The sequence below is a fragment of the Rhodanobacter soli genome (assembly GCF_039523495.1).
Classification (GTDB): Bacteria; Pseudomonadota; Gammaproteobacteria; order Xanthomonadales; family Rhodanobacteraceae; genus Rhodanobacter; species Rhodanobacter soli.
Genome location: NZ_BAAAFK010000001.1, coordinates 1,397,604 through 1,420,324 on the forward strand (window position 1 = coordinate 1,397,604; position 22,721 = coordinate 1,420,324).

The 22,721-nt window shown below is 66.8% G+C and carries 25 protein-coding genes; 13 read left to right on the forward strand and 12 right to left on the reverse strand.

What is annotated here, in order from left to right; translation table 11 throughout:
* The 3 genes from ABD024_RS06270 to ABD024_RS06280 all read right to left on the reverse strand — a co-directional run.
* The coding region (locus ABD024_RS06270; protein WP_343854527.1) for an AsmA family protein at positions 1 to 157 on the reverse strand (157 nt) is incomplete at its 3' end.
* A gap of 216 nt (positions 158 to 373) precedes the next feature.
* Entirely contained in the window at positions 374 to 967 is a 594-nt protein-coding gene (locus ABD024_RS06275; RefSeq protein WP_343850758.1) for a class I SAM-dependent methyltransferase, read from the reverse strand.
* 78 nt (positions 968 to 1,045) lie between these two features.
* Positions 1,046 to 1,984: a peptidylprolyl isomerase gene (locus tag ABD024_RS06280; protein ID WP_343850760.1), complete on the reverse strand. Its 939-nt coding sequence runs from the start codon at positions 1,982 to 1,984 to the stop codon at positions 1,046 to 1,048.
* Positions 1,985 to 2,275: 291 nt separating this feature from the next.
* Between ABD024_RS06280 and ABD024_RS06285 the strand changes: the two genes are divergently transcribed.
* The 4 genes from ABD024_RS06285 to ABD024_RS06300 all read left to right on the forward strand — a co-directional run bounded on the left by ABD024_RS06285 (position 2,276) and on the right by ABD024_RS06300 (position 4,779).
* Positions 2,276 to 2,629, forward strand: a complete 354-nt coding sequence (locus ABD024_RS06285) for a YkgJ family cysteine cluster protein (RefSeq protein WP_343850762.1) — start codon at positions 2,276 to 2,278, stop codon at positions 2,627 to 2,629.
* 212 nt (positions 2,630 to 2,841) lie between these two features.
* Positions 2,842 to 3,204 (forward strand): PadR family transcriptional regulator, encoded by a 363-nt coding sequence (locus ABD024_RS06290; RefSeq protein ID WP_343854529.1) that lies wholly within the window; start codon positions 2,842 to 2,844, stop codon positions 3,202 to 3,204.
* On the forward strand, positions 3,204 to 4,127 hold the full coding sequence (locus tag ABD024_RS06295; protein WP_343850764.1) for a sensor domain-containing protein: 924 nt from the start codon (positions 3,204 to 3,206) through the stop codon (positions 4,125 to 4,127). The genes ABD024_RS06290 and ABD024_RS06295 overlap by 1 nt, the downstream gene beginning before the upstream one ends.
* Positions 4,128 to 4,170: 43 nt before the next feature.
* Positions 4,171 to 4,779 carry a class I SAM-dependent DNA methyltransferase gene (locus ABD024_RS06300; RefSeq protein ID WP_343850766.1) on the forward strand — a complete coding sequence of 203 codons (609 nt, stop codon included), beginning with the start codon at positions 4,171 to 4,173 and terminating at the stop codon, positions 4,777 to 4,779.
* A 219-nt stretch (positions 4,780 to 4,998) separates the two neighbouring features.
* On the opposite strand, the gene nth is transcribed toward ABD024_RS06300, so the two are convergent.
* Together nth and ABD024_RS06310 are read right to left on the reverse strand one after the other, a co-directional pair.
* Positions 4,999 to 5,637 (reverse strand): endonuclease III, encoded by a 639-nt coding sequence (gene nth / locus ABD024_RS06305; protein WP_343850768.1) that lies wholly within the window; start codon positions 5,635 to 5,637, stop codon positions 4,999 to 5,001.
* Positions 5,634 to 6,254 (reverse strand): RnfABCDGE type electron transport complex subunit B, encoded by a 621-nt coding sequence (locus ABD024_RS06310; RefSeq protein ID WP_343850770.1) that lies wholly within the window; start codon positions 6,252 to 6,254, stop codon positions 5,634 to 5,636. The genes nth and ABD024_RS06310 overlap by 4 nt, the downstream gene beginning before the upstream one ends.
* Positions 6,255 to 6,326: 72 nt before the next feature.
* Between ABD024_RS06310 and ABD024_RS06315 the strand changes: the two genes are divergently transcribed.
* A complete protein-coding gene (locus tag ABD024_RS06315; RefSeq protein WP_343850772.1) occupies positions 6,327 to 6,617 on the forward strand; it encodes a hypothetical protein in 291 nt (96 codons plus the stop codon).
* 39 nt (positions 6,618 to 6,656) lie between these two features.
* Here the strand turns inward: ABD024_RS06315 and metG are convergent, their stop codons facing one another.
* Positions 6,657 to 8,765, reverse strand: a complete 2,109-nt coding sequence (gene metG / locus ABD024_RS06320) for a methionine--tRNA ligase (RefSeq protein WP_343850774.1) — start codon at positions 8,763 to 8,765, stop codon at positions 6,657 to 6,659.
* Between the two features lie 188 nt (positions 8,766 to 8,953).
* On the opposite strand from metG, the gene ABD024_RS06325 reads away from it, so the two are divergent.
* Positions 8,954 to 10,096, forward strand: coding sequence for an MFS transporter (locus ABD024_RS06325; protein ID WP_425543126.1), 1,143 nt, complete (start codon positions 8,954 to 8,956; stop codon positions 10,094 to 10,096).
* Positions 10,097 to 10,217: 121 nt separating this feature from the next.
* Here ABD024_RS06325 and ABD024_RS06330 read toward each other — a convergent pair whose 3' ends face one another.
* Entirely contained in the window at positions 10,218 to 10,682 is a 465-nt protein-coding gene (locus ABD024_RS06330) for a DUF2147 domain-containing protein (protein WP_343850778.1), read from the reverse strand.
* Positions 10,683 to 10,854: 172 nt separating this feature from the next.
* On the opposite strand from ABD024_RS06330, the gene apbC reads away from it, so the two are divergent.
* From apbC to ABD024_RS06345, 3 genes are all read left to right on the forward strand, one after another.
* Positions 10,855 to 11,949 (forward strand): iron-sulfur cluster carrier protein ApbC, encoded by a 1,095-nt coding sequence (apbC, locus tag ABD024_RS06335; protein WP_343850780.1) that lies wholly within the window; start codon positions 10,855 to 10,857, stop codon positions 11,947 to 11,949.
* Positions 11,950 to 12,044: 95 nt separating this feature from the next.
* Entirely contained in the window at positions 12,045 to 12,611 is a 567-nt protein-coding gene (gene dcd / locus ABD024_RS06340) for a dCTP deaminase (protein WP_343850782.1), read from the forward strand.
* 95 nt (positions 12,612 to 12,706) lie between these two features.
* A complete protein-coding gene (locus ABD024_RS06345; protein WP_343850784.1) occupies positions 12,707 to 13,210 on the forward strand; it encodes a hypothetical protein in 504 nt (167 codons plus the stop codon).
* A 57-nt stretch (positions 13,211 to 13,267) separates the two neighbouring features.
* Here ABD024_RS06345 and ABD024_RS06350 read toward each other — a convergent pair whose 3' ends face one another.
* Positions 13,268 to 13,696, reverse strand: coding sequence for an HIT domain-containing protein (locus ABD024_RS06350; protein WP_343850786.1), 429 nt, complete (start codon positions 13,694 to 13,696; stop codon positions 13,268 to 13,270).
* Positions 13,693 to 14,361 carry a dienelactone hydrolase family protein gene (locus tag ABD024_RS06355; protein WP_343850788.1) on the reverse strand — a complete coding sequence of 223 codons (669 nt, stop codon included), beginning with the start codon at positions 14,359 to 14,361 and terminating at the stop codon, positions 13,693 to 13,695. Before ABD024_RS06355 ends, ABD024_RS06350 begins: the two co-directional genes overlap by 4 nt.
* A 105-nt stretch (positions 14,362 to 14,466) precedes the next feature.
* Here ABD024_RS06355 and rimO point away from each other — a divergent pair, with 105 nt between their 5' ends.
* The 3 genes from rimO (at position 14,467) to phnD (ending at position 17,830) form a co-directional block, all read left to right on the forward strand.
* Positions 14,467 to 15,804 (forward strand): 30S ribosomal protein S12 methylthiotransferase RimO, encoded by a 1,338-nt coding sequence (gene rimO, locus ABD024_RS06360; RefSeq protein WP_343850790.1) that lies wholly within the window; start codon positions 14,467 to 14,469, stop codon positions 15,802 to 15,804.
* Between the two features lie 94 nt (positions 15,805 to 15,898).
* Positions 15,899 to 16,702, forward strand: coding sequence for a DUF3025 domain-containing protein (locus ABD024_RS06365; RefSeq protein WP_343850792.1), 804 nt, complete (start codon positions 15,899 to 15,901; stop codon positions 16,700 to 16,702).
* Positions 16,703 to 16,834: 132 nt separating this feature from the next.
* Complete coding sequence (phnD, locus tag ABD024_RS06370) at positions 16,835 to 17,830, forward strand: phosphate/phosphite/phosphonate ABC transporter substrate-binding protein (protein WP_343850794.1); 996 nt, start codon at positions 16,835 to 16,837, stop codon at positions 17,828 to 17,830.
* Here the strand turns inward: phnD and greB are convergent.
* The 3 genes from greB to ABD024_RS06385 are packed head-to-tail and all read right to left on the reverse strand — an operon-like array spanning position 17,827 to position 21,101.
* The gene (gene greB, locus ABD024_RS06375; protein WP_343850796.1) at positions 17,827 to 18,333 is read right to left on the reverse strand and encodes a transcription elongation factor GreB; all 507 of its coding nucleotides are present in this window, start codon (positions 18,331 to 18,333) and stop codon (positions 17,827 to 17,829) included. The two genes, phnD and greB, sit on opposite strands and share 4 nt — an antisense overlap.
* Positions 18,330 to 19,580, reverse strand: a complete 1,251-nt coding sequence (locus ABD024_RS06380) for a tetratricopeptide repeat protein (RefSeq protein WP_343850798.1) — start codon at positions 19,578 to 19,580, stop codon at positions 18,330 to 18,332. The genes greB and ABD024_RS06380 overlap by 4 nt, the downstream gene beginning before the upstream one ends.
* Positions 19,581 to 19,592: 12 nt before the next feature.
* Positions 19,593 to 21,101 (reverse strand): helicase HerA-like domain-containing protein, encoded by a 1,509-nt coding sequence (locus ABD024_RS06385; RefSeq protein WP_343850800.1) that lies wholly within the window; start codon positions 21,099 to 21,101, stop codon positions 19,593 to 19,595.
* Between the two features lie 127 nt (positions 21,102 to 21,228).
* Here ABD024_RS06385 and ABD024_RS06390 point away from each other — a divergent pair, with 127 nt between their 5' ends.
* Positions 21,229 to 22,707 (forward strand): transglycosylase SLT domain-containing protein, encoded by a 1,479-nt coding sequence (locus ABD024_RS06390; RefSeq protein ID WP_343850802.1) that lies wholly within the window; start codon positions 21,229 to 21,231, stop codon positions 22,705 to 22,707.
* Positions 22,708 to 22,721 lie beyond the last annotated feature (14 nt).

Here is a 22,721-nt window from a genome sequence, read left to right on the forward strand (position 1 = left end):
TGATCGCGAACGGCCGACCGATCGCCTGGCTGACCTTGTCGCCGATGAACGGCTTCATGCGGTTCCAGTCGAACGTGGCGGCCACGATCAGCAGCACCACGACCAACGCCAGTACGATGCCCGCGATCCAGCTCAATACTTTCCGGCTGCGTTGCATCCGTCACTCCTGCGGCGCGATGGGGCGGCACGTCGTTCCGACGTGCCGGGAGGCACCGTGCAGAGTCATAGCCGGCGACGCGCAAAGACTGTGTGGTGGTGGCCGGATGCTTTCAGATCCCGTTCACTCGCTGCCGGCAGGCGGACTCTGGCCCGACGCAGTTCAACAGTCGGCGCGTGAATCTGGAGTGTGTTGCCGGCAACTGCCGATCGTGGATCAGGCCGCGACCTGCGCGTCCGCCTGCCGGCTGATGCAGTACACCGCGGCCGGTGGCAGGTTGAACAGCGCGCTGCCGATCCGGCGGGCCTGCAGGTTCAGCCGCGCGAGCAGGGCCGGCGGCAGCGGGCAGCGCGGGCCGTAAGTGAACTGGTAGAACATGCCGCCGGTGCGCAGCTGGCGTTCGAACACGCCCTGCACGATCGCGGCGACCTGGGCAGGCGGCATCGACAACAGCGGCAGGCCGCTGACCACGGCACAGGCGCGTTCGTCGCCGAACAGTGGCGCAGTATCGCCGAGCCGGGCGGCATCCATGCGCAGGATGGTTGCCTCCGGATAGCGCCGGCTCAGCGCGTCAGCAAGGTGCGGGTCGGCTTCGACCAGGGCGAGCCGATGCAACGGTACGCCGCGCGCCAGCAGGGCGCGGGTCAGTGCGCCGGTGCCGGGTCCCAGCTCGATCACCGGCCCGCTCGACGCGCTGACGTGGCTGGTCATCAGCCGCGCCAGCGCCGCGCCGGACGGCGTCACCGCGCCGATCCCACGCGGGTCGCGCAGCCAGGCGCGCAGGAGGGCCAGAGTGTCGTTCAACGGCATGTCACGGTTTCCAGCATCGGCAAGAAAGGCAAGGTAACCGACGCGGGTGAACAAAATGTTCGCGGTGGCATGGCGGCGTCAATGCGCCGGCTTCGCCTCGCGCACCGGCACGTCGATGCTGCACAGGTCGACCTTGCCGGCCGGCTTAGCGTAGAACGCGTTGCGGCCGTTGCGTTTCGCCTCGACCAGCGCGGCGAAGCTGGCGCTGTCGGTGCGCAGCACCTCGATCGCCGGGCGATCCTTGGCCGGGATATCGGCGGCCAGGCGTACCGATTCGATGGCGACGCGTTGCTCGGGTTTCGCGTAGAAGCCCATCGGCTCCGGGCCGCGCGGCAGGCCGGACAGCAGCGGCATGCCTTCCAGCACGCGGCCGGCGACGGCGAGGTTGCGATCCAGCCGCCGTGGCGCCTGGCCGATCACCGCGTACAGCGAGCTGCCGCTGCCGGTTTCCGGGGCCACGTCGCGCGCCACACCGACCATGCCGTAGCAATGGGCCAGCCACTGCTGTCCGCTGGCCGGGTCGCGCGCCACTGGGAAGCCTTCGCTGAAACCGACCTCAGGTGCGTACACATCGCCATCCGGCAGCGCCGTCCACGGCAGCTTCGGGTCGATCGCGCGGGTGAACTCCGGCGGCAGTGTCTTGCTGGCCTTGCCCAGCGAATGGAGCTTGCTCTTGTCGCCGTTCTCGTCGTCGTTGGGGTCGCCCCACTGGGTGACGAAATTGTCCTGCACGCGGATGATCGCCAGCCCGTCGAAGTAGTGCTCGCGCACCAGGGTGCGGATATTCGCCGTGTGCAGCGGAGTGAAGTCAGGCGCCAACTCGATCACCACGCGCCCGGTCGGCAACTGCATGAACAGCAGGTTCTGCGGGTCCGGCGTGCGCCACTCGGCCGGCGTGGACTGGGCGAGGATTTCCTTCGCTGTGGGCGTGGCCTTGGCCTGTTCGGCGGCCAGGGCGGGAAACGCCAGCAGGGTGCTGGCCAGCGTGAGCACGGCAACGAGAGGGCGACGAAGCATGGTGTTTCCCCTGGGCAAGACATGGCGAGACAGGCAACTTAGCAGGAGCGGCCCGGGCATGGCACTCCACTGCAGGCATGCGTGGATATGGCAATGGCGCGTCCGTGCACGTGGGGCTGGACACCCGGTGCGGCGCAGGTGCAGGTTTCCGGTAGCCAACGTGGGCTGGCTGCAGTTGTCCAACCACGTACAGTCGATCATGGTGTGCGGGTCGGTCGCGACCGCGGCGCCATCGCGGCCATCAGGAGAATCGGGTATGGAAATGGACCGCAGAACGAAAGGTGACGTGCCGTGACCCCCAACGATCGAAAAATCGAAAAGCTGCGCCAGCGCATTCCTTCCTTCACCTGCGTCGTCGGCTGCCATGACTGCTGCGGCCCGGTGACCGCGTCCGCGGAGGAGGTGGCAAGGCTGCCCGTCAAAATCGAAAGCGAACACGCCGCCGCGCTGGACCATCTGAACTGCGTTTACCTCGGTCCGCATGGTTGCGAGGTCTACCGCCAACGCCCGCTTATCTGCCGATTGTTCGGAACCACCCCGCGCCTGGCATGCCCCAACGGCAAGCGGCCGGTGTACATGATCGATCCGGGAACCGAGCGGGAAATTCACCATTTCCTGGCCAACACGCGGCAGGTATTGCTGTGAGCGCGCGTGGTTGAGACTTCTTCGGCAGGATCGCGTGCGACCGCATTCACCATCGCTACGCGGCTCTGGCCGAGGCACGTCAGGCGTCTTTGACTACGTCGAACGTTCTCCCATTCCCCGCCTGCGTGCGAAGCATGACTTCAGGCCCATGCACTAGTGTCAAGTTCACACTATGGTTCACTCAACTACAGGCGGTAGTGCAGGTGAGCAACGTGGACGACAGCGTCAGCCAGTTGAAGAAGTTCCAGAAGGAGCTTTCCAGTGGCACCGTGTCGCTGGTGCTGCTGGCGGTGTTGGGGCAGTCGCGTCAGCCGATGTACGGCTACCAGATCGCCAAGCGGCTGGAAGAGGTGGGCGAGGGCGTGCTGACCGGCAAGCAGAGCGCGCTGTACCCGGTGCTGCGCAACCTGGAGGGCGCCGGTCTGCTCACCAGTGAGGTCGAGCCTTCCGTCAGCGGGCCGCCGCGCCGCTATTACCGCATTACCAAACCGGGGCGCGAGGTATTGCGCGAATGGGTCGCCGCATGGAACGCCACCCGCGATTCCGTCGATAACGTCTTGCAAGGAGGGGTGTAATGAACGCGCCACGCACCATCGTCGAATACCTTGAGCAACTGCGTGCCGCGCTGCGCGGTGCCGACCCGGCCCTGATCCAGGACGCGCTGTACGACGCCGAGGAACACCTGCGCGCCGAACTGGCCGAGCAACCCGACCGCGGCGAGGCGCAGATGCTGGAACACGTCGTCGGCAGCTACGGCGCGCCGGACGAAGTGGCCGAGATCTACCGCGACCAGGAGATCAAGATCCAGCGCGCGCTGCGTCCGCCGCCGCCGCCGAAACGTCGTTCGCTGGCCGGGCGTTTCTTCGGCGTTGCCGCCGATCCGCGCACTTACGGCGCGCTGTTCTACATGCTGCTGTCGCTGGCCACCGGCATCTTCTACTTCACTTGGGCGGTGACCGGGTTGTCGCTGTCGGTGGGGCTGTCGGTGCTGATCATCGGCCTGCCGTTCATCGTGCTGTTCTTCGGCAGCGTGCGCGTGCTGTCGCTGGTGGAGGGGCGCATCGTGGAGGCGATGCTCGGCATGCGCATGCCACGCCGGCCGGTGTACCCGACCCAGGGCATGAGCCTGATGAAGCGCATCGGCAGCATGTTCACCGACGTGCACACCTGGACGACTCTTTGCTACATGTGGCTGATGCTGCCGCTGGGCATCGTGTACTTCACGCTGGCCGTGACCCTGCTCAGCGTGTCGGTGGCCCTCATCGGCGCGCCGCTGGCGATGCTATTCCAGAGCGACTGGCTGCCCGGACTGTACGTGAACCATCAGGTCGTCGTGGACTGGGGTTTCGGTGCGCATGCGCCGGGCTGGGGCGAGGTGCTCCTGATGTGCGTGGTCGGCATCGCGCTGCTGTTCGCCACCCTGCACCTGGCGCGTGGGCTGGGCCGGCTGCACGGGCATATCGCCAAGCACATGCTGGTGCCGCGCGCGGCGGAGTGAGAGTGGCCCGGTTACCATGCAGCCTTTGCCGGACCGACTGCCGATGCCCAAGACCTACGACCGCGCCTATTTCGACAAGTGGTATCGCAACCCGCGGCATGCGGTGGGCTCGCCGGCGGAGCTCAAGCGCAAGGTGGCGATGGTAGTGGCGCAGGCCGAGTACTACCTCGGCCGTCCGGTGCGCAACGTGCTCGACGTAGGTTGCGGCGAGGCGACCTGGCGAGCACCGCTGCGCGCGTTGCGGCCGGGCATCGTGTATCGCGGGCTGGATGCCAGCGAGTACGTGGTGGCGCGCTACGGGCGCAGCCGCAACATCGGTCTGGCCCGTTTCGGCCAGCTGGAGCAGTTGCGCTTCGACACCCGTTTCGACCTGATCGTGTGCACCGACGTGCTGCATTACCTGAAGCCGGCGGAGATCCGCGCCGGGCTGCAGGGCATCGGCGAGATGCTCGAAGGGGTGGCGTTCCTGGAAGTGTTCACCAGCCGTGACGACGTGGCCGGCGACCACCACGGTTTCGTCTCACGCGCGCCGGCCTGGTACCTGCGCGAGTTCGGCACGGTGGGCTTGCTGCCGTGCGGCTCGCATTGCTACCTGGGGCCGCGGCTGGAACGCCACATCGCGGCGCTGGAGCGCGCGCAGCTGCCGGCCTGAGGCAGCAGGACCAATCAGCGCAATCTCTCGCCGCCGCAGTCACCCGAAACCGTTCGGGTTGAGCCCTTCGACGAGCTCCGGATAGGCGCGGCGCCGAAGGCACGCAGTCGAAGCCCCGCGCCAGGCCCCCTTCGACTCCGCCGCTGCGCGGCTACGTTCAGGGCGAACGGTGAGTGGGGAGAGTTGGGGCAGCCACCGTCGGGTTTCCCTCCGACCCGTTCAGTCGGCGAGTGTCTTGTGCTTGTAGCGGCACAAGTCGCGGATCACGCAGTGCGGACAGTCCGGCTTGCGCGCCTTACACACGTAGCGGCCGTGCAGGATCAGCCAGTGGTGGGCGTCGTGCTTGAACTCGGCCGGAATCGTCTTCTCCAGCTTGTCCTCGACCGCGCGCACGTCCTTGCCCGGCGCGAGTCCAGTGCGGTTGGCGACGCGGAAGATGTGCGTGTCGACCGCGATGGTCGGCTCGCCGAACGCGGTGTTGAGCATCACGTTGGCGGTCTTGCGGCCCACGCCGGGCAGCGCTTCCAGCGCCTCGCGCGTGCGCGGCACTTCGCCGTCGTGTTTCTCGATCAGCAGCCGGCACAGCGCGATGACGTTCTTCGCCTTCGCGTTGAACAGGCCGATCGTGCTGATGTAGCGCTTCAGGCCGTCCTCGCCGAGGTCGAGGATCGCCTGCGGCGTGTTCGCCACCGGATAGAGTTTCTTAGTGGCCTTGTTGACGCCCACGTCGGTGGCCTGCGCCGACAGCACCACCGCGACCAGCAGCTCGAACGGCGTGCTGTAGACGAGTTCGGTAGTGGGATGCGGGTCGAGTTCGCGCAGGCGCGAGAACAGTTCGATCACGTCGGCACGCTTCACGGTTTCGGTTCCTGCTGTTTCGCCTTCGCGCGGGCCAGCGCGGCCAGTACGGGATTGACCGGGCCGGCGGCGGTATCCACCGCGGCCTTGCGCGCAGCCAGCTCGGCCTCGCGTTCGTCGCGTTGATGTTGCAGTCGTGTTTCGCGACGCTGGAAATGCGCGCGTGCCGCGTCGGCGTGCGCCGCGTCGATCTGCGCGGGCGGCATCGGCTCCAGCACGATGCAGTCGACCGGACAGGCCGCCACGCACAACTCGCAGCCGGTGCAGTCGTCGGCGAGCACGGTGTGCATCAGCTTGGAGGCGCCCACGATCGCGTCGACCGGACAGGCCTGGATGCATTTGGTGCAGCCGATGCAGTCGGCCTCGACGATGCGCGCCAGCATGCGTGGCTTTTCCACACCGTGCGCGGGATCCAGCGGAAGCACCGGTCGCTGCAGCAGCGCGGCGAGCTTTTCGATGCCGGCCGCGCCGCCGGGCGGACACTGGTTGATTTCCGCCTCGCCGCGCGCGATCGCTTCCGCATACGGCCGGCAACCGTGGTAGCCGCACTGCTCGCATTGCGTCTGCGGCAGCACGGCGTCGATGCGGTCGGCCAGAACGGTGATGGGATCACTCATGCGTGGATGCCGGGCGGGCGATAATCAGCGCTCATTGTCCTGCAATTGATCATCGCCTGTTGGAGTGTTGCCATGAAATCGTCGTTTCTCGCCTCGCTGTTGCTGGCTGCCGTGCTCGGTGCCGGCGGTTCGATCCTGGTTGCTCACGCGGGCCCGGCGCAGGTCGTGACGGCCAGCGTCTCCGGCGATACGGTAACGGTATTCGTCGACGCTACGCTCGGCTTCCGCAAGAAACACATGGCGAACCAGCTCACGAAGTCGCACGCCGAGTACGCGGCACGCGGCTACCGTTACGTGGACATGGCGCCGTACAACGAGAACGGCGACCTGGTCGGTTTCTTCGTGACGTATACAAAACAGTAGCGACGTAGGGCGGGGAGTGCCCGCCCTACCCGAAGCGCATCAGCGCACGGTGGCGCCGGGCTCGGCGCCCTGATCGGCGTCGAGCAGGAACAGGTTGCTGCCGCCGTCGCCGGCCGAGAGGATCATGCCTTCGGACAGGCCGAAGCGCATCTTGCGCGGGGCCAGGTTGGCGATGAACACCACGTTGCGGCCCACCAGCTTTTCCGGCTCGGCATAGGCGGCGCGGATGCCGGAGAAAATCTGCCGCGTGCCCAGCGCGCCGGCGTCCAGTTCGAAGCGCAGCAGCTTGTCGGAACCATCCACGAATTCGCAGGCAGTGACCTTGCCGATGCGCAGGTCGAGCCGGGCGAAGTCGTCGATGCCGATGGTGGCGGGCGTGGCCGGAGCCGGGGTCGGATCGGCGATTGCGGCGGCGGGTTTGGCGCTGTCGTTCATGGCTTTCTTCTTTTTCGGGGCAGCGGGGGCTTCGGTCGGGCCGCCCAGCGAATCCTTCGAGGCCTCGACCATGGCCTCGATGCGCTTGGGGTCGATGCGGCCGAGCAGCGGTTCGAACGCGTTGATGGCGTGGTTGCGCAGGCCGGCGCGGGCATCGTCGAAGTCGGCGATCGGCGCGGCCAGGAACTGCTCGGCAGCAGCTACGGTAATCGGCAGGATCGGCTTGAGCATGCCGGCCAGCAGGCGGAACGCGGTCAGCGCGAACGAGCACACCTGGTGCAGTTCATCGCGCCGGCTTTCGTCCTTGGCCATGCTCCATGGCGCCTTGGCGGCGATGTGGCCGTTGACCAGGTCGGCCATCAGCACGAAGCGGCGGGTAACCTCGGCGAAGTCGCCGCTGTCGTACAGCGCGGCAATCCCGTCGTAGTGTTCCAGCAGGGTGTTCCACAGCGCGGTCTCCCCCGCGCAGAACTGCGGCGCCAGGCGGTCGCCGAAATATTTGTGCACGAAGCCGGCGGTGCGGCTGGCGATGTTCACCCACTTGCCGACCAGGTGCGAGTTGACGCGCTCCTCGAACGCCTTGAGGTCGAGATCCACGTCGACCGGCGCGTCGCTGAGCATGCTGGCGAAGTAGTAGCGCAGGAATCCCGGGTGCAGGCCGGCGTCCAGGTAGGTGCGCGCCTGGATGAAGGTGCCGCGCGACTTGGACATCTTCGCGCCGTTCACCGTGAGATAGCCGTTGACGTGCAGTGCGGTCGGCGTGCGGAAGCCGGCACCGTGCAGCATCGCCGGCCAGAACAGGCCGTGGAAGTTGATGATGTCCTTGCCGATGAAGTGGTGCATCTCGGCGTTGCTGTCGGGAGCGAGGAACTCGTCGAACTTCAGGCGGGTGCGGTCGCACAATGCCTTGAAGCTGGCCAGGTAGCCGACCGGCGCGTCAAGCCACACGTAGAAGAACTTGCCCGGCGCGTCGGGGATCGGGAAGCCGAAGTAGGGTGCGTCGCGCGAGATGTCCCAGTCCTTCAGGCCGCCATCCAGCCACTCGCGCAGCTTCGCCGCCACGCCGCTGTTCGCCACCGGCTTGCCGTGGGTGAGCTTGCCGGCGAACCAGTCGCGCAACAGTCCCTCGAACTTGCCCAGCTCGAAGAAGTAATGCTCCGAGTCGCGCAGCACCGGGGTGGCGCCGGACATCACCGAGACCGGATTGATCAGGTCGGTGGGCGCGTAGGTGGCGCCGCAGTGCTCGCAGTTGTCGCCGTACTGGTCCGGCGTGCCGCACTTCGGGCAGGTGCCCTTGATGTAGCGGTCCGGCAGGAACATCTGCTTTTCCGGATCGAACAGCTGCTGGATGCTGCGCTTGGCGATGTAGCCGCCGTCGCGCAGGCGCGTGTAGATCAGCGTCGACAGCTCGCGGTTCTCTTCCGAATGGGTGGTGTGGTACTGGTCGAACGCCACGCCGAACGCGGCGAAATCCGCCTCGTGGCTCTCGCGGATGCCGGCGATGAACGCCTCGGGCGTCATGCCGGCCTTTTCCGCAGCCAGCATGATCGGTGTGCCGTGCGCGTCGTCGGCGCAGACGTAGATCACCTTGTTGCCGCTCATCCGTTGCGCACGCACCCAGATGTCGGCCTGGATGTAGCCCAGCAGGTGGCCCATGTGCAGCGGGCCATTGGCATAGGGCAGGGCGTTGGTGACGAGCAGGCGACGACTCATGGGGCGTATTCCGGTAATGACTGCGTATTATGCCATGCCCGTTTGCCGGCCCCGCCCGTGGACGGTGCTGCGGGCCTGCTTCGTGACGCGCAACGGCGCTTTCGTCGACCGCATATTCATGCCGGTCGATATACGTTTCATGCACTTCATTCTGTGGAATCGACGTGCAGACGGGCAGCTCCGCTCTGATGGCCAGTGAGCGGAACGGACTTTCAGTGGCCGTCCGCGCCACCCGCCTGATCTTTCTGGCTTCAGGCATCGGCATGGCCGCCTGGGCACCGATGGTGCCGTACGCAAAGGCGCGGCTTGGCCTCGACGAGGCTTCGCTTGGCTTGCTGCTGCTGGCCTTTGGCGGCGGCTCGATGGTGTCGATGCCGCTGGTCGGCTTTCTCACCCACCGCTTCGGCAGTCGTCGGGTGATCGGCGTCGGCGGGCTGATGCTGTGCCTGGCACTGCCGCTGCTGGCGATCGCGCCCAGCGTGACGACACTGGCACTCGGCCTGGTGTACTTCGGCGTGGCGCTGGGTGCGGTGGACGTGGCGATGAACGCGCATGCGGTAGAGGTGGAGCGCCGGGACGGCCGCTCGTTGATGTCCGGGTTCCACGGCCTGTTCAGCGTCGGCGGATTGGGCGGGGCGGCGGGCATGAGCTTGCTGCTGGCGCTGGGCATGTCGCTGACCACCGCGGCCGTCGCCATCTCCGTGCTGCTGGCCGTCGTGGTAGTGACGCAGTGGCCCCGTCTGATCGACGAGGTCGACGATGCCGGCGAGCGCGCGGCGGCATTCGGCATGCCGCGCGGGATCGTGCTGGTGCTGGGCTTGCTGTGTTTCATCAGCTTCCTGGCCGAAGGTGCGATGCTGGACTGGAGTGCGGTGTTCCTGCGCGATTTCCGCGGCTTTTCGGCGGCCTCCGCCGGTATCGGCTATGCCGGTTTTTCGGTGGCGATGGCCCTGGGCCGACTTACCGGCGACCGCACCATTGCACGCTTCGGCCCGGTGCTGACCGTGCGCATCGGCGCCTGCACCGCGGTGGCGGGTTTCCTGCTCGCGTCGCTGCTGGCATGGCCGCCCGCGGCCTTGATCGGTTTCTTGCTGGTGGGGCTGGGCGCGGCCAATATCGTGCCGGTGATGTTTGGTGCGGCCGGTCGCCTGCCCGGCACGTCACCCGGCGTTTCGATCGCCACGGTGACCACGCTGGGTTATGCCGGCTTGCTCAGCGGCCCCGCGCTGATCGGTTTCCTGGCCCAGGCCAGCAGCTTGCCGGTGGCGCTGGCCGCGGTGGCCGGTCTGTTGCTGCTGACGGCCGCTTCGGCCGAACTGGCAAAGGCATGAGCGCGCCGATGTGTCGCGCGTCGTTTTTTCGCGGCAGGCGGGCGGGGTGCCGCGCCAGGCATGAAAACGCCCCGGACCGGCGGGCGGTGCGGGGCGTTCGGTCAGACGCGGTGAGGGTGGGTCAGTTCTGCCGTTCCCAGATCTGCGAGCGGCCGAGCAGGGCAAAGCCGATGTAGCCGTGCACGTCGAGCTTCTGCCCGCCGTCCTTGAGGGAGAGTTTCACCTTGTAGACCTTGCCGTTCTTCGGGTCGAGGATCTTGCCGCCGCCCCACACGTCATCGTCCTTGCTGACGCCCCACATGATGGTCATGCCCACGATCGGCTGGTTCTTGCGTTCGCCGTCGCACTTGCTGCAGACCGGATGCTCGCCGTCGCGGGCCACGTCTTCCGGCGTGCGGTTCAGCAACTCCACGATCTTGGCCTGGTACTCGCCGTTGTGCTCGGTGATCTCGACGATCGACTTCGGCTTGTGAGTCGCGTCGTCGATGGTCTTCCAGGTGCCGGCCGGGGTGTCGTTGGCGGCCAGCGCGGTACCGGCGGCGAGCAGCAGGCCGGCGGCGAAGGTGAGGCGGAAAGCATGCTTCATGGGTGGTCCTCCCGTACGATTGCGTATGGATGTGAGACTGGCGAGGTTCCGCGGAAGCGTCAAGCTGCATTGCGCCATCGTGTCGGCAGCGCGATCGGGCCCCTGATCCAGGTCAGCGGGCGGGCCGCGGCGGGCTGGCATAATAGGCACTCCCGCACATACCCGAGCCGACATGACACAGGCGAACGAAGCCCTGGTCCGCCAGATCCTTGGCGACCTCATCGACACCCATACCGGCGCGCCGCTGGGCGAGGCCGTGCGTGCGATCGGCGTGGACGGCGCGAAGGTGTCGGTGGATCTGCAATTGGGCTATCCGGCCGCCGGTGCGATCAACGATCTCACGGCACGCGTGCGCCAGGCGCTGGAAGCCGATCCGGCGATCGAGTCGGCCGCCGTGTCGATCACCAGCCGCATCCACGTGCACAAGGTGCAGGGCACGCTGGGGCCGCTGCCGAACGTGAAGAACATCATCGTGGTGGCGTCAGGCAAGGGCGGCGTGGGCAAGTCCACGGTGTCGGCGAACCTGGCGCTGGCGTTGCAGGCCGAAGGCGCGAAGGTCGGCGTGATGGACGCGGACATCTACGGTCCCAGCCAGCCGACCATGCTCGGCGTGCACGGCAAGCCGGCTTCGCCGGACGGCAAGAGCATCATCCCGATGCAGGCGCACGGCATGCCGGTGATGTCGATCGGCTTCCTGGTGGAAGAAGACACGCCGATGATCTGGCGCGGCCCGATGGTGACGCAGGCGATGATGCAACTGCTCACCGACACGCGCTGGGAACAGCTCGACTACCTGATCGTCGACCTGCCGCCGGGCACCGGCGACATCCAGCTCACGCTGTCGCAGAAGGTGCCGGTGGCCGGCGCGGTGATCGTCACCACGCCGCAGGACATCGCCCTGCTGGACGCGCGCAAGGCGCTGAAGATGTTCGAGAAGGTCGAGGTGCCGGTGCTCGGCGTAGTGGAGAACATGGCCACCCACGTCTGCTCCAACTGTGGCCACGAGGAAAACATCTTCGGCGAAGGCGGCGGCCAGCGCATGGCCACGCAATACGGTGCGGCCTACCTCGGCTCGTTGCCGCTGGACATCCGCATCCGCGAACAGGCCGACAGCGGCAATCCCACGGTGGCGGCGATGCCCGATTCCGAACTCGCCGCGCGCTACCGCGAGATCGCCCGCAACGCCGCTGGCCGCTTGTCGCGGCAGCCGCGCAACAAGTCGCTGGGGCTGGGCAAGATCGTGGTGCAGGGCGTGCCGGCCGCGTGAGCCTGCCGCGGCTGGCGCGGTAGCGTCCTGACCATGTACTTTTGCCGCTTTGCGCTCGGCCTGGCCGGGCGACATCGCTACTGACCGGAGCCCACGTGAGCATCAAACCCGACAAATGGATTCGCCGCATGGCCGAAAGCCACGGCATGATCGAGCCGTTCGAACCCGGCCAGGTCAAGCTGCGCGACGACACCAAGCTGATTTCCTACGGCACCTCCAGCTACGGCTACGACGTGCGTTGCGCGCGCGAGTTCAAGATCTTCACCAACATCAACTCCACCATCGTCGACCCGAAGGCGTTCGACCCGAGCAGCTTCGTTGACGTGGAGGCGGACGTGTGCATCATCCCGCCGAACTCGTTCGCGCTGGCGCGCACGGTCGAGTACTTCCGCATCCCGCGCAAGGTGCTCACCATCTGCCTCGGCAAGAGCACCTACGCGCGTTGCGGCATCATCGTCAACGTGACGCCGCTGGAGCCGGAGTGGGAAGGGCACGTGACGCTGGAGTTCTCCAACACGACGCCGCTGCCCGCAAAAATCTACGCCAACGAGGGCGTGGCGCAGATGCTGTTCCTCGAATCCGACGAGGAATGCGAGACCAGCTACAAGGACCGCGGCGGCAAGTACCAGGGCCAGCAGGGCGTGACTTTGCCGCGCACTTGATCGGCCCCTGAACGGGTGGCATCCCGGGCTGCTCACGATCGCGGCCGGGCGTTACACTCTGCCGAGTGCATCGACATGTTTTCCAGGAGACTCAGATGATCCGTTTATCGACCCTGCTGACCCGCACAGCCGCGGCCGCCATGCTGGGCAGCCTTCTGGTGCTGGCCGGCTGCCATCGTGGCAGCACCAAGGACGAAGTCAGCGCCGCCCAGGCGCAAGGCCAGTTCGACACCGTGGTCAAGGCCTACAAGAGTGGCCAGTTCCTGGTGGATGGTGCCGTGCTGTCCGCGCTGGATACCGGCAGCCATTTCGCCTATCTGAAGGATCAGGGCAAGTTGCCGAAGACCGTGTTGCTGGAGCGCAGCGATGACTCGAAGGTGCGCAAGCAGCATCTGCAGTACATGGCGCGCATGCAGCTCGACTATGGCTTCACCGTGTACTACGACGACGACGGCACGCTGAAGAAGATCAACCCGGTAGCCACCAAGGCCCGCACGCTTGAGGATTACCACGCACCGGCGAAGATGAACGACGAGCTGAAAGGCAAGTCCGCATCCGACAGCGGCTACGGCGACCCGATGCAACAGCAGCAGCACTAACAGCAAGGTGGCATGCACCGAAAGGGCTCGCGAAGGAATTCGCGGGCCCTTTCGGTGTCAGGCCCGCTCCGGGTTGGCCAGTTGCCGTTGCAGTGCTGCGATCAGGACCCTTGTTTCGTTGTCGCCACGGGCCGCGGCATGGCCGTGGCCCCACACTGGCCCCGGCCACGCTGCATCGCCTTCGACCCGCGCGACTACGTGCACATGCAGCTGGCGCACGATATTGCCCAGCGCGCCGAGGTTGAGTTTGTCGAAGGGGGCGGCGGCGCGCAGCGCGGCGGCGGCGCGATTCACCTCCTGCCACAGTACGGCCTGCTCGTCGGCGTGCAGGTCGGTGATCTCGACCAGGCCGGCTCGACGCGGCACCAGGATCAGCCATGGGTAGCGCGCGTCGTTCATCAACCGCACGTCGCACAGCGGCAGCGACGCGACCGGGCGGGTATCCGCCGCGAGTCGGGGATCGAGCGCGAAGCCGGCCTCGCTCATGCGCCGGCCAGGTGGCGGTCGAAGAAGGCCAGCGTGCGTTGCAGCGCCAGTTTCGCGCTGGCTTCGTGGTAGCTGGGGCTGCCGTCGCGGTTGAAGGCGTGGTCGGCCGGGTAGGTGAAGACCTCCATCTGTGGCAGCGCCTCGCTATGCTTCGCCACCATCTCCGGCGTGATGCTGTGGTCCTTTTCGCCGAAGTGGAACATCACCGGCGCTTGCGGCGTCTCGTGCAGGAACGGCAGGTTGCGCGCGCCGTAGTAACTCACCGAGGGCAGGCCCAGGCGCAGCGCGGCAAGCAGGGCCACGGTGCCGCCCCAGCAGTAGCCGACGGTGCCGATCTTCCCGGCCGAGGCGATCGAGTCGGCGGCGCTGGCGACGTCCTCCAGCGCGCGCTCCAGCCCCAGTTCCGCGACCAGCTGCTTGCCCTTGTTGGCACCGACCTGGTCGTAACCCAGTTCCACGCCGCTTTCCAGGTGATCGAAGAATGCCGGTGCGATCGCGGTATAGCCGTGTTCGGCGAAGCGGTCGGCCACGCGGCGGATGTGCGCGGTGACGCCGAAGATCTCCTGGATCACCACGATGCCGCCCTTCGGCTTGCCCTGCGCTTGGGCAAGGTAGCCACCGATGCACTGGGTGCGGGTGGTGGGAATGTTGATGTGCTGGCCCATGGTCGGCTCCGGCGAGGGGATCGCGTGAAGTCTAGCCGCGCCGGTGGCTGGGCTGCACTGCCGTATAATCGGCGGTTACTCCGCATGTTTCCGGTAGCGCCCCGCATGTCCCAGACCGCCCACAAGATCGGCTTCGTCAGCCTCGGCTGCCCCAAGGCGCTGGTCGACTCCGAGCGCATCCTCACCCAGCTCAAGGTCGAGGGCTACGAGATCGTGCCCAGCTACGGCGCGGCCGATGCTGTGGTGGTGAACACCTGTGGCTTCATCGACGCGGCGGTGCAGGAGTCGCTGGACGCGATCGGCACCGCCCTGCACGAGAACGGCAGGGTGATCGTCACCGGCTGCCTGGGCAAGCGCGAGGCGCTGATCCGCGAGGCGTACCCGGACGTGCTGTCGATCAGCGGCCCGCAGGACTACGCCAGCGTGATGAGTGCGGTGCACGCCGCGCTGCCGCCGCAGCGCAACCGCTTCCTGGACATCGTGCCGGACACGGGCGTCAAGCTGACCCCGAAGCACTACGCCTACCTGAAGATTTCCGAAGGCTGCAATCACCGCTGCAGTTTCTGTATCATCCCGTCGATGCGCGGCAACCTGGTGTCGCGCCCGGTCGACGAGGTGCTGCTGGAAGCCGAGCGGCTGGTCAAGGGCGGCGTGAAGGAGCTGCTGGTGATCTCGCAGGACACCAGCGCCTACGGCGTGGACCTGAAATATGCCGAACGCGAGTGGCGCGGCAAGTCGTACCGCACGCGCATGACCGAGCTGTGCGAGGGCCTGTCCGAACTCGGCGTGTGGACGCGGCTGCACTACGTCTACCCGTACCCGCACGTGGACGAGGTGATGCCGCTGATGGCGGAAGGGAAAATCCTGCCGTACCTCGACATTCCGTTCCAGCACGCCAGCCCGCGCATCCTCAAGCTGATGAAGCGCCCGGGCAACATCGACAAGACACTGGAGCGCATCCGGAACTGGCGCGCTCAGGTGCCGGACCTGACCATCCGCAGCACCTTCATCGTCGGCTTCCCCGGCGAGACCGAGGCGGAGTTCGAGGAACTGCTCGACTTCCTGCGCGAGGCCGAACTCGATCGCGTGGGCGCATTCGCCTATTCGGCGGTGGACGGCGCGAAAGCGAACGAGCTGCCCGACCCGGTCTCCGAGGAATTGAAGGAAGACCGCCTGGAGCAGTTCATGGCGGTGCAGGCAGAAATCTCCGCCGCGAAACTGCAGCGCAAGATCGGTCGCACGCTCAAGGTGCTGGTCGACGAGGCCGGTGCCGACGGCGCGGTGGCGCGTTCGGCCGCCGATGCGCCGGAGATCGACGGCAGCGTGCTGATCGTCGATGGCCAGTCGCTGAAGCCGGGTCAGTTCGTCGAGGTGGTGGTCGAATCCGCCAGCGAGCATGACCTCATCGCGCGCCTGGCACATCCCGGACTGAAGATCATTTGAGAGTGCGGCCATGGATGGCCGCTTCTGCCGTCGATGCGAAGCGCGGAGTGCATGCCATGATGATCTGCGGGTCGCCGCGCTCATGGACGAGCGCATGAAATACATTGCGCCGGCCCGCGGTACGGTCGACCCGACGGTGTTCGGTCGGCCGCCGCTGGCGGCATGGCGCGAGTACGCCGACCTGCTCGAAGGCACGGCATGGCCGTCGATCGACGAGCTCAATCGGCGCCTGCCCGCAGGCATGACTCAGCGCTTCGTGGCGCAGACGCCGGCCATGCTGGCCGATGGCCGGCACTATGAGCAACGCATCGCCGACTGCGGCCAGATCGCCACTCGCGCAGGCAACTGGCACGACCTGCTGAATGCGCTGGCGTGGCTGCGCCATCCGGCGTTGAAGCAGGCACTGAACCGGCGCCAGATGGCCGAGATCGCCCACATGGGGCCGAAGCTGCGCTCCCGCGCGCAATACGCACTGACCCACTTCGACGAGGCCGGCGTGATCGTTGGCATACACGACCCCGCGCTGCTGGCGTTGTGGGATGCGCACGACTGGTATGAGTTGTTCTGGCGCCGGCGGCAGGCGTGGCTGGACGGTTCGATCCAACTGGAACTGTTTGGCCATGCCCTGCTGGAGCTGGCGCTGAATCCGGACAAGCTGCTGGTGGGCAAGGCGCTGGTGTTCCATGCGGGTGGCGATGCCGGCCTGTCGGCGCGCTGTGCCGCCGCGATCGGTGCGGGCCGCGTGCTGCTCGACCCGCTGGAACTGCGGCCGCTGCCGTTGTCAGGCATCCCGGGCTGGCACCCCGACAATGCCGACGAGGCTTTTCATCGCCGTGCCGTCTGCTACCAGCCGCGCCGTGCGGGGCGAGAGTACCCGCCGCCATTTCCCGCTTCCTGAGCGGACAGGCCGAACCTTGCTCCGACCGGCGATCGCGACTATATACGTGACATGGGCGCGAGTCAGGGAGTACGGACATTGGACATCGCAGGGTCTCGGTGGCGCCATGGACATCGCAATCGTTGCCTGGCGATGATCGCCGCGGGGCTGTCGGCTGCGCTGCTGTGCGCCGGCAGCGCGATGGCGGGAAGCAGGGGGTTTGACCAGGCAGCGCCGGTCCGCTTCGGCATCCTGCCGATCGGCAGTGCGGCCGAATCGCTGGAGCAGTGGCGCCCGCTGCTGGACGACCTGCAGAAGCGACTGGGGCATCCGGTGACCACGGTATCGGTGGGCAGCTACGCCAGCCTTTCCAATGCGATCGGCGCGCAGCGGGTGGATATCGCCTTCCTCTCCGGCAAGCTGGCGGTCGAGGCGGTGACGCATCAGCACATGCAGGTATTCGCCCAGTTCGTGCGCAACGACGGCGCCAGAGGCAACGTCGCCATGCTGCTGGTGCGCAGCGACAGCCCGATCCGCAATCTCGACGACCTGCTGGCCACGCCGGGCAGCGGTTGGCGTTACGCCCGCAGCGAGTATCTGTCGGTCACCGGTTACACCGCGCCGGAGGCCTATGTGTTTGCTCCGCACGGCCTCAACTCCGACACGTTCTTCAACAGCGTGCGGGTGGGCGACCATCAGAGCAACTTGCTGGCGGTGGTCAACCACGAGGCGGACGTGGCCAGCAGCAACAATCCGGACATGGACCTGTTCCGTCGCAATTTCCCCAGTGAGGCGGAGCAGCTGCGGGTGATCTGGCGCTCGCCGCTGATTCCATCCGGGGTGCTGGTGATCCGCGACGGCATGCCCCGGTCGCTGCGCCGGAAGTTGACCGCATTCCTGCTCGGCTACGGCAAGACTCACGGCGAAAACGGTGCGCGCGAGCGGGCGAAGCTGGCCCGCGTCCCCGATCTCGGCGGATTCGTGCCGGAGGACAATCGCGTGTTGGAGCCCTTCGTGGACATGCAGTACACGCTGCTGCGGCAGCAGGCCGAGCACGGTCAGTGGGTCACGCCGCAGGCACGACAGGCCCGGCTGGCGCAAATCGAGCAGGACCGTCGGCATGCCCTGCAACTGCTGTCACCGCATTAGTCCGTCTGGTAATCCACCGCCAGCACGGCAAATTCCGCCGGCCCACTCGGCAGTTCGGCGGTGAACTCGTCATCGATGCGCCGTTTCAGCACCGCGCGGGCCAGTGGCGAGTCGATGCTGATCCAGCCGCGTTTCGCGTCGGTCTCGTCCGGGCCGACGATGCGGTAACGGTGGATCTCGCCGGTGTCCACGTTCTGCAGTTCGATGCGCGCACCGAAGAACACCATGCTGCGGTCACCCGGTGCGCCTTCGGCCACCTTCAGCGATGGAATCCGCTTGCTGAGGTAACGCGCGCGGCGGTCGATTTCGCGGAGCTGCTTCTTGCGGTAGGTGTACTCGGCGTTTTCCGAGCGATCGCCTTCGGCCGCCGCGGCGGCCAGCGCCCTCACCACCTCCGGACGCAGCACGTGCCAGAGGTGGTCGAGTTCGGCCTTCAGCCGCTCGAAACCCTCGCGGGTAATGATCGCGGTGGAACCGGGCGAGGGCGGGCGCCAGCGACTCATGCGGGGCTGGCCAGCTGTCGCCGTTGCGCGTCGATCTCGGCACGCAGCGGGTGGTCGGGCCAGGCCGCCGCGAGCCGATCCAGCAATGCCGTCGCCTCCGCGTGCTGGTCGGCGTGCGCAGCGAGCTGGCGCGCGGCCAGCAGGCCGTAGTGCGGCGCCTGCGGATCGCGCGGCCAGTGCGCAAGATAGCCGCGGCACAGCTGGATCGCGAGCCGGCCCATGCCCAGCCGGGCGGCCAGATCGGCCAACTCGCCACAAGTGCGCGGGTCGTCCGGCACGAAGCCGCTGTCGAGGCCGATGCATTCCTGCAACACGCCGAGGGCTCGGCGCGATTCCTTCTGCGCGATCAGCGCGGCGATCCAGATCTGGCCGTGCACCAGCAGGTCGTCGCGCAAGCCTTGCCGGTGCAGCAGCTCGCGATAGAACTGGTGCACGGGCGTCGGCGCAGTGCGCGCCTGCAGGCGAGCGGCCAGCTGCCGAAGCGCCGCCAGCGGGTCGTCGATGGCAAGTCGGCGCGCCTCGTCGAGCAGGCGGCTGTCGGCATCCTGGTTGGAGGCTGCGACGAGTTTCTCGGCCTCCGGTTCGATGCCGAAGCGCTCGTGACGCTGGTGGATCATCGCGCCCATCAGGTGGAAGGCAAGCACGATCAGGTAGGTATAGGCGAAGGCAAACAGCGGTAACGCCAGCAGCCGCGGCAGCAGTGCGGTGGTGATCGAGGCAAGTACGATCAGCAGGCCGAGCAGCAGGTTGATCGCCACGGGGATCAGGTAGGCCGCGCCGAAGCTGCCGATCACGCGCTTCCAATTGAACGGGTTGAGTGCCAGTGCAAGGTTGCCGTCGAACGCCAGTGACATGTCGATCGCCGGCAGCGCCAGGGCCGACACGATCAGCACCGGCCACAGCAGGTGCGGAAAGAACACGATGGCGATCACGCAGAGCGCGACGAGCAGCAGATGGATCGCGGTCAGCCCCCAACCGCTGGCATCGTTGCCATCGCTGCCGACATCGGGCGGATCGGCGTAGCCATGGGCCGTATGCAGCAGGCAGTCGGCGGCGTAGCGCCAGGTGGCGGCCCACACCAGCGCACTGGCCAGGGCACCGATGTACGAGGGCAACAAGCCGACGTAGTGCAGCAAGGCGATGACCACGCAGGTGGGCAGCGCCGCGCCGCGCAACGGATAACCGAGGCCTGTTCTCAGGCGTTCCCCGAACGGCGTGTCGGCAGCGACGGTTTCAACGCGAGGCATGCCGTCGCGCTCTCAGCGCTTGCCGCCGAAGATGCCGCCCAGCACGCCGCGCAGGATCTGTCGGCCCAGCTGGCTGCCCGCCGTGCGTACCATCTGCTTGCCCATCGTCTCGATCATGCCCTGACGGCGCTTGGTGCCGAACAGCGCGTCGTGCACGGCGCCACCCCAGCCCGCCTCGGCATCCCCGGCGGCGCCTTTGGCGGGAGCGTCGGCGGCCACAGTGGCTGCATCGGCGGCTTTGTCGCTGGCGCGTTTGGCCAGCATCTCGGCGGCCGATTCGCGATTGACGGCGGTGTCGTACTTGCCGCCGACCGGCGAGCGCTGGCGGATGGTGGCGCGTTCGGCGTCGGTGATCGCGCCGATGCGACAGCACGGTGTGGTCACCAGGACCTGTTCAACCGGCGTCGGCACGCCGCCATTGGCCAGGGTGGAAGCCAGCGCCTCGCCGACGGCCAGCCTGGTGATCGCCTCGACGACGTCGAGCTTCGGGTTGGCCACGAAGGTTTCCGCGGCCGCCCTGATCGCTTTCTGGTCGCGCGGAGTGAACGCGCGCAGCGCGTGCTGGATACGGTTGCCGAGCTGGCCTAGGATCACGCCCGGCACGTCGTCCGGATTCTGCGAACAGAAGTACACGCCGACGCCCTTGGAGCGGATCAGCCGCACCACCTGTTCGACCCGCTGCTGCAGCGCCGGCGAGGCGTCGTCGAACAAGAGGTGCGCCTCGTCGAAGAAGAACACCATCTTCGGCTGGTCCAGATCGCCCACCTCGGGCAACTGCTCGAACAGTTCGGACAACAGCCACAGCAGGAAGGTGGAGTACAGCCGCGGCTTCATGATCAGCTGGTCGGCAGCGAGCACGTTGATGATGCCGCGCCCGCTCATGTCCTGGCGCATCAGGTCGCCCAGTTCCAGCGCTGGTTCGCCGAAGAACTGATCGGCGCCGTCGCCTTCGAGTTTCAGGATCGCGCGCTGGATCGCCGCGATGCTGGTGGTGCTGATCAGTCCGTACTGGGTCGAGATGGCTTTGGCATTGTCGGCGGCATAAGTGAGCAGCGCGCGCAGGTCGGCCAGGTCGAGCAGCAGCCAGCCCTGGTCGTCGGCGGCCTTGAAGATCACTTCCAGCACGCCTTCCTGGGTGTCGTTCAATTCCAGCACGCGGCCGAGCAGGGTGGGGCCCATCTCGCTGATGGTGGCGCGCACCGGGTGGCCGAGCTTGCCGTAGATGTCCCAGAACACCACCGGGTTTGCCTGCGCCTTCCAGTCGGTGAGCTTGAGCCTGGCCAGGCGCGCCTTGAGCTTGTCGCCCGGTTCACCGGCGGCCAGCGCGAGGCCGGCCAGGTCGCCCTTGGCGTCGGCCAGGAAGCACGGCACGCCCAGTCGCGAGAAACCTTCGGCCAGCACCATCAACGAAACGGATTTGCCGGTGCCGGTGGCGCCGGCGATCATCCCGTGGCGGTTGCCGTAATGCGGGTCGAGGTTGACGCTGGTGCTGTCGTTGCGGCCGATCAGGATCTCAGTCATGGCGTTTCGTCCGTTGCTGGTCGAGCGATTGTAGCCAGGACGGTGGCGCTGTCATGGCGTGATGTGGCGCGTTGAGTCGAAACCCCGCGCCCGCTATGGTGGACGTTTTCCGCAGGTGAAGTTCGTGATGTCGTTGTGTTCGGTGGTCCGCTCCATGCGCCTGGTGCCGTTTGCCGTGGCGATCAGCCTGCTCGGTGCCTGTGCCAGTACCGGCGGCAGCAAGCCCTCGACCCGGGTGGATGCGCTGTACAGCCAGCTCGACCTGGCCAGCAAGGGCTATGAAACTGCCCTGCAGCAATCGCGCGAAGGCAACCAGCAGGCTTCACAGCTCACCTTGACCCAGTCGCTGGATCGTCTGAAGGATGCCTCGGCGCACTGTGGCACGACGCCTGGCTGCGATCCGCAGCGGTTCTTCTCGGTGTTCGATCGCCTGCTGCGCCTGAAGGATGGCGATTTCGACGACGGGCAGAACCTGGGTAGCGATGTCGACCTGTCGCAGGCGGCGCTTGCCACCGGCAATACCGGTGCGGCCAGCTTGCCGCAGGCGCAGCGCAGCGTGACCCTGCTGCACGGACAGAAACTGTCGCAGCTGATCGCGATGAACGGCCCGGTGAAGGCGGCGCTGGAGATGTGGCTGACCCAATGGCGCCCGCAGTTGATGGACGCCTGGGTCAATTACCAGTACATGCGTTACCAGATGTGGCCGCAATACGAAAAGGCGGACCTGCCCGAGGCACTGCTGTTCGGCATCATGGCGAAGGAATCCGGCGGCAAGGTGCATGCCGTCTCGCGCTCGGGGGCGTCGGGTCCGCTGCAGTTCATGTATGCCACCGGCATGCGCTTCGGCCTGACCAGCGACAGCGGCTTCGACCTGCGCTTCGATCCGGCGGCGTCGGCGCGCGCGAATGCCGAGTACATCAACGAGCAGCTGCGTATCTTCAACAACAACCTCGAACTCACCCTCGGTGCCTACAACGGCGGCGAGGGGCGCATGCGCCGCACGATCGGCGACGATACCTCGGTGAGTTTCTACGATCCGCGCATCTACAACCAGCTGTCGCAGGAGACCCGTGACTACGTGCCGGCGGTACTTGCCGCGGCATGGCTGTTCCAGCATCCGGACAGTTACAACCTGCGTTTCCCGAAGATCGACGGCGCGCCCGGCACGGTCACCCTGCAGCGGCCGGCCTCGCTGTCGGAGCTGACCGTATGCCTGGGTTCGGCCGGTGGCATGGGCGATGGCTGGTTCCGCACCCTGCGCAATCTCAATCCACGGCTCGACCCCCAGGTGACCCAGCCGGTGGGCACGCCGCTGCAATTGCCGAAACTGCTGAAGCAGGCTTACGCCGCGCGTTGCGTCGATGGCCCGTGGCCGATTCTCGCCGGCGACCTGCATCGTGCGGTGGTGCCGGTGGTGCAGGCCCCGGTAGTGCAAGCACCCGCGCCGAAGGGAACCAGCCGTTACAAGGTGCGTCGCGGCGACACGCTGATCAGTATCGTGCGCAAGCTGCATTGCTCCAGCGTGCAGGAAGTTGCCGAAATGAATGGACTCAAGCACCACCACATCAGCATCGGGCAGACGTTGAAGCTGCCGGTCTGCCGCTGAATTGTTGCCGCGGT

Excerpts from the sequence above, each read along its gene's own strand:
- ABD024_RS06345 (WP_343850784.1), top strand. The coding sequence starts at position 12,707 with ATGATCCGTTTATCGACCCTGCTGACCCGCACAGCCGCGGCCGCCATG.
- ABD024_RS06350 (WP_343850786.1), bottom strand. The coding sequence starts at position 13,696 with ATGAGCGAGGCCGGCTTCGCGCTCGATCCCCGACTCGCGGCGGATACC.
- ABD024_RS06315 (WP_343850772.1), top strand. The coding sequence starts at position 6,327 with ATGAAATCGTCGTTTCTCGCCTCGCTGTTGCTGGCTGCCGTGCTCGGT.
- ABD024_RS06295 (WP_343850764.1), top strand. The coding sequence starts at position 3,204 with ATGAACGCGCCACGCACCATCGTCGAATACCTTGAGCAACTGCGTGCC.
- metG (WP_343850774.1), bottom strand. The coding sequence starts at position 8,765 with ATGAGTCGTCGCCTGCTCGTCACCAACGCCCTGCCCTATGCCAATGGC.
- ABD024_RS06355 (WP_343850788.1), bottom strand. The coding sequence starts at position 14,361 with ATGGGCCAGCACATCAACATTCCCACCACCCGCACCCAGTGCATCGGT.
- ABD024_RS06390 (WP_343850802.1), top strand. The coding sequence starts at position 21,229 with ATGTCGTTGTGTTCGGTGGTCCGCTCCATGCGCCTGGTGCCGTTTGCC.
- apbC (WP_343850780.1), top strand. The coding sequence starts at position 10,855 with ATGACACAGGCGAACGAAGCCCTGGTCCGCCAGATCCTTGGCGACCTC.
- greB (WP_343850796.1), bottom strand. The coding sequence starts at position 18,333 with ATGAGTCGCTGGCGCCCGCCCTCGCCCGGTTCCACCGCGATCATTACC.
- ABD024_RS06365 (WP_343850792.1), top strand. The coding sequence starts at position 15,899 with ATGAAATACATTGCGCCGGCCCGCGGTACGGTCGACCCGACGGTGTTC.
- ABD024_RS06280 (WP_343850760.1), bottom strand. The coding sequence starts at position 1,984 with ATGCTTCGTCGCCCTCTCGTTGCCGTGCTCACGCTGGCCAGCACCCTG.
- ABD024_RS06380 (WP_343850798.1), bottom strand. The coding sequence starts at position 19,580 with ATGCCTCGCGTTGAAACCGTCGCTGCCGACACGCCGTTCGGGGAACGC.
- ABD024_RS06325 (WP_425543126.1), top strand. The coding sequence starts at position 8,954 with ATGGCCAGTGAGCGGAACGGACTTTCAGTGGCCGTCCGCGCCACCCGC.
- rimO (WP_343850790.1), top strand. The coding sequence starts at position 14,467 with ATGTCCCAGACCGCCCACAAGATCGGCTTCGTCAGCCTCGGCTGCCCC.
- ABD024_RS06385 (WP_343850800.1), bottom strand. The coding sequence starts at position 21,101 with ATGACTGAGATCCTGATCGGCCGCAACGACAGCACCAGCGTCAACCTC.
- ABD024_RS06300 (WP_343850766.1), top strand. The coding sequence starts at position 4,171 with ATGCCCAAGACCTACGACCGCGCCTATTTCGACAAGTGGTATCGCAAC.
- ABD024_RS06275 (WP_343850758.1), bottom strand. The coding sequence starts at position 967 with ATGCCGTTGAACGACACTCTGGCCCTCCTGCGCGCCTGGCTGCGCGAC.
- phnD (WP_343850794.1), top strand. The coding sequence starts at position 16,835 with ATGATCGCCGCGGGGCTGTCGGCTGCGCTGCTGTGCGCCGGCAGCGCG.
- ABD024_RS06310 (WP_343850770.1), bottom strand. The coding sequence starts at position 6,254 with ATGAGTGATCCCATCACCGTTCTGGCCGACCGCATCGACGCCGTGCTG.
- ABD024_RS06330 (WP_343850778.1), bottom strand. The coding sequence starts at position 10,682 with ATGAAGCATGCTTTCCGCCTCACCTTCGCCGCCGGCCTGCTGCTCGCC.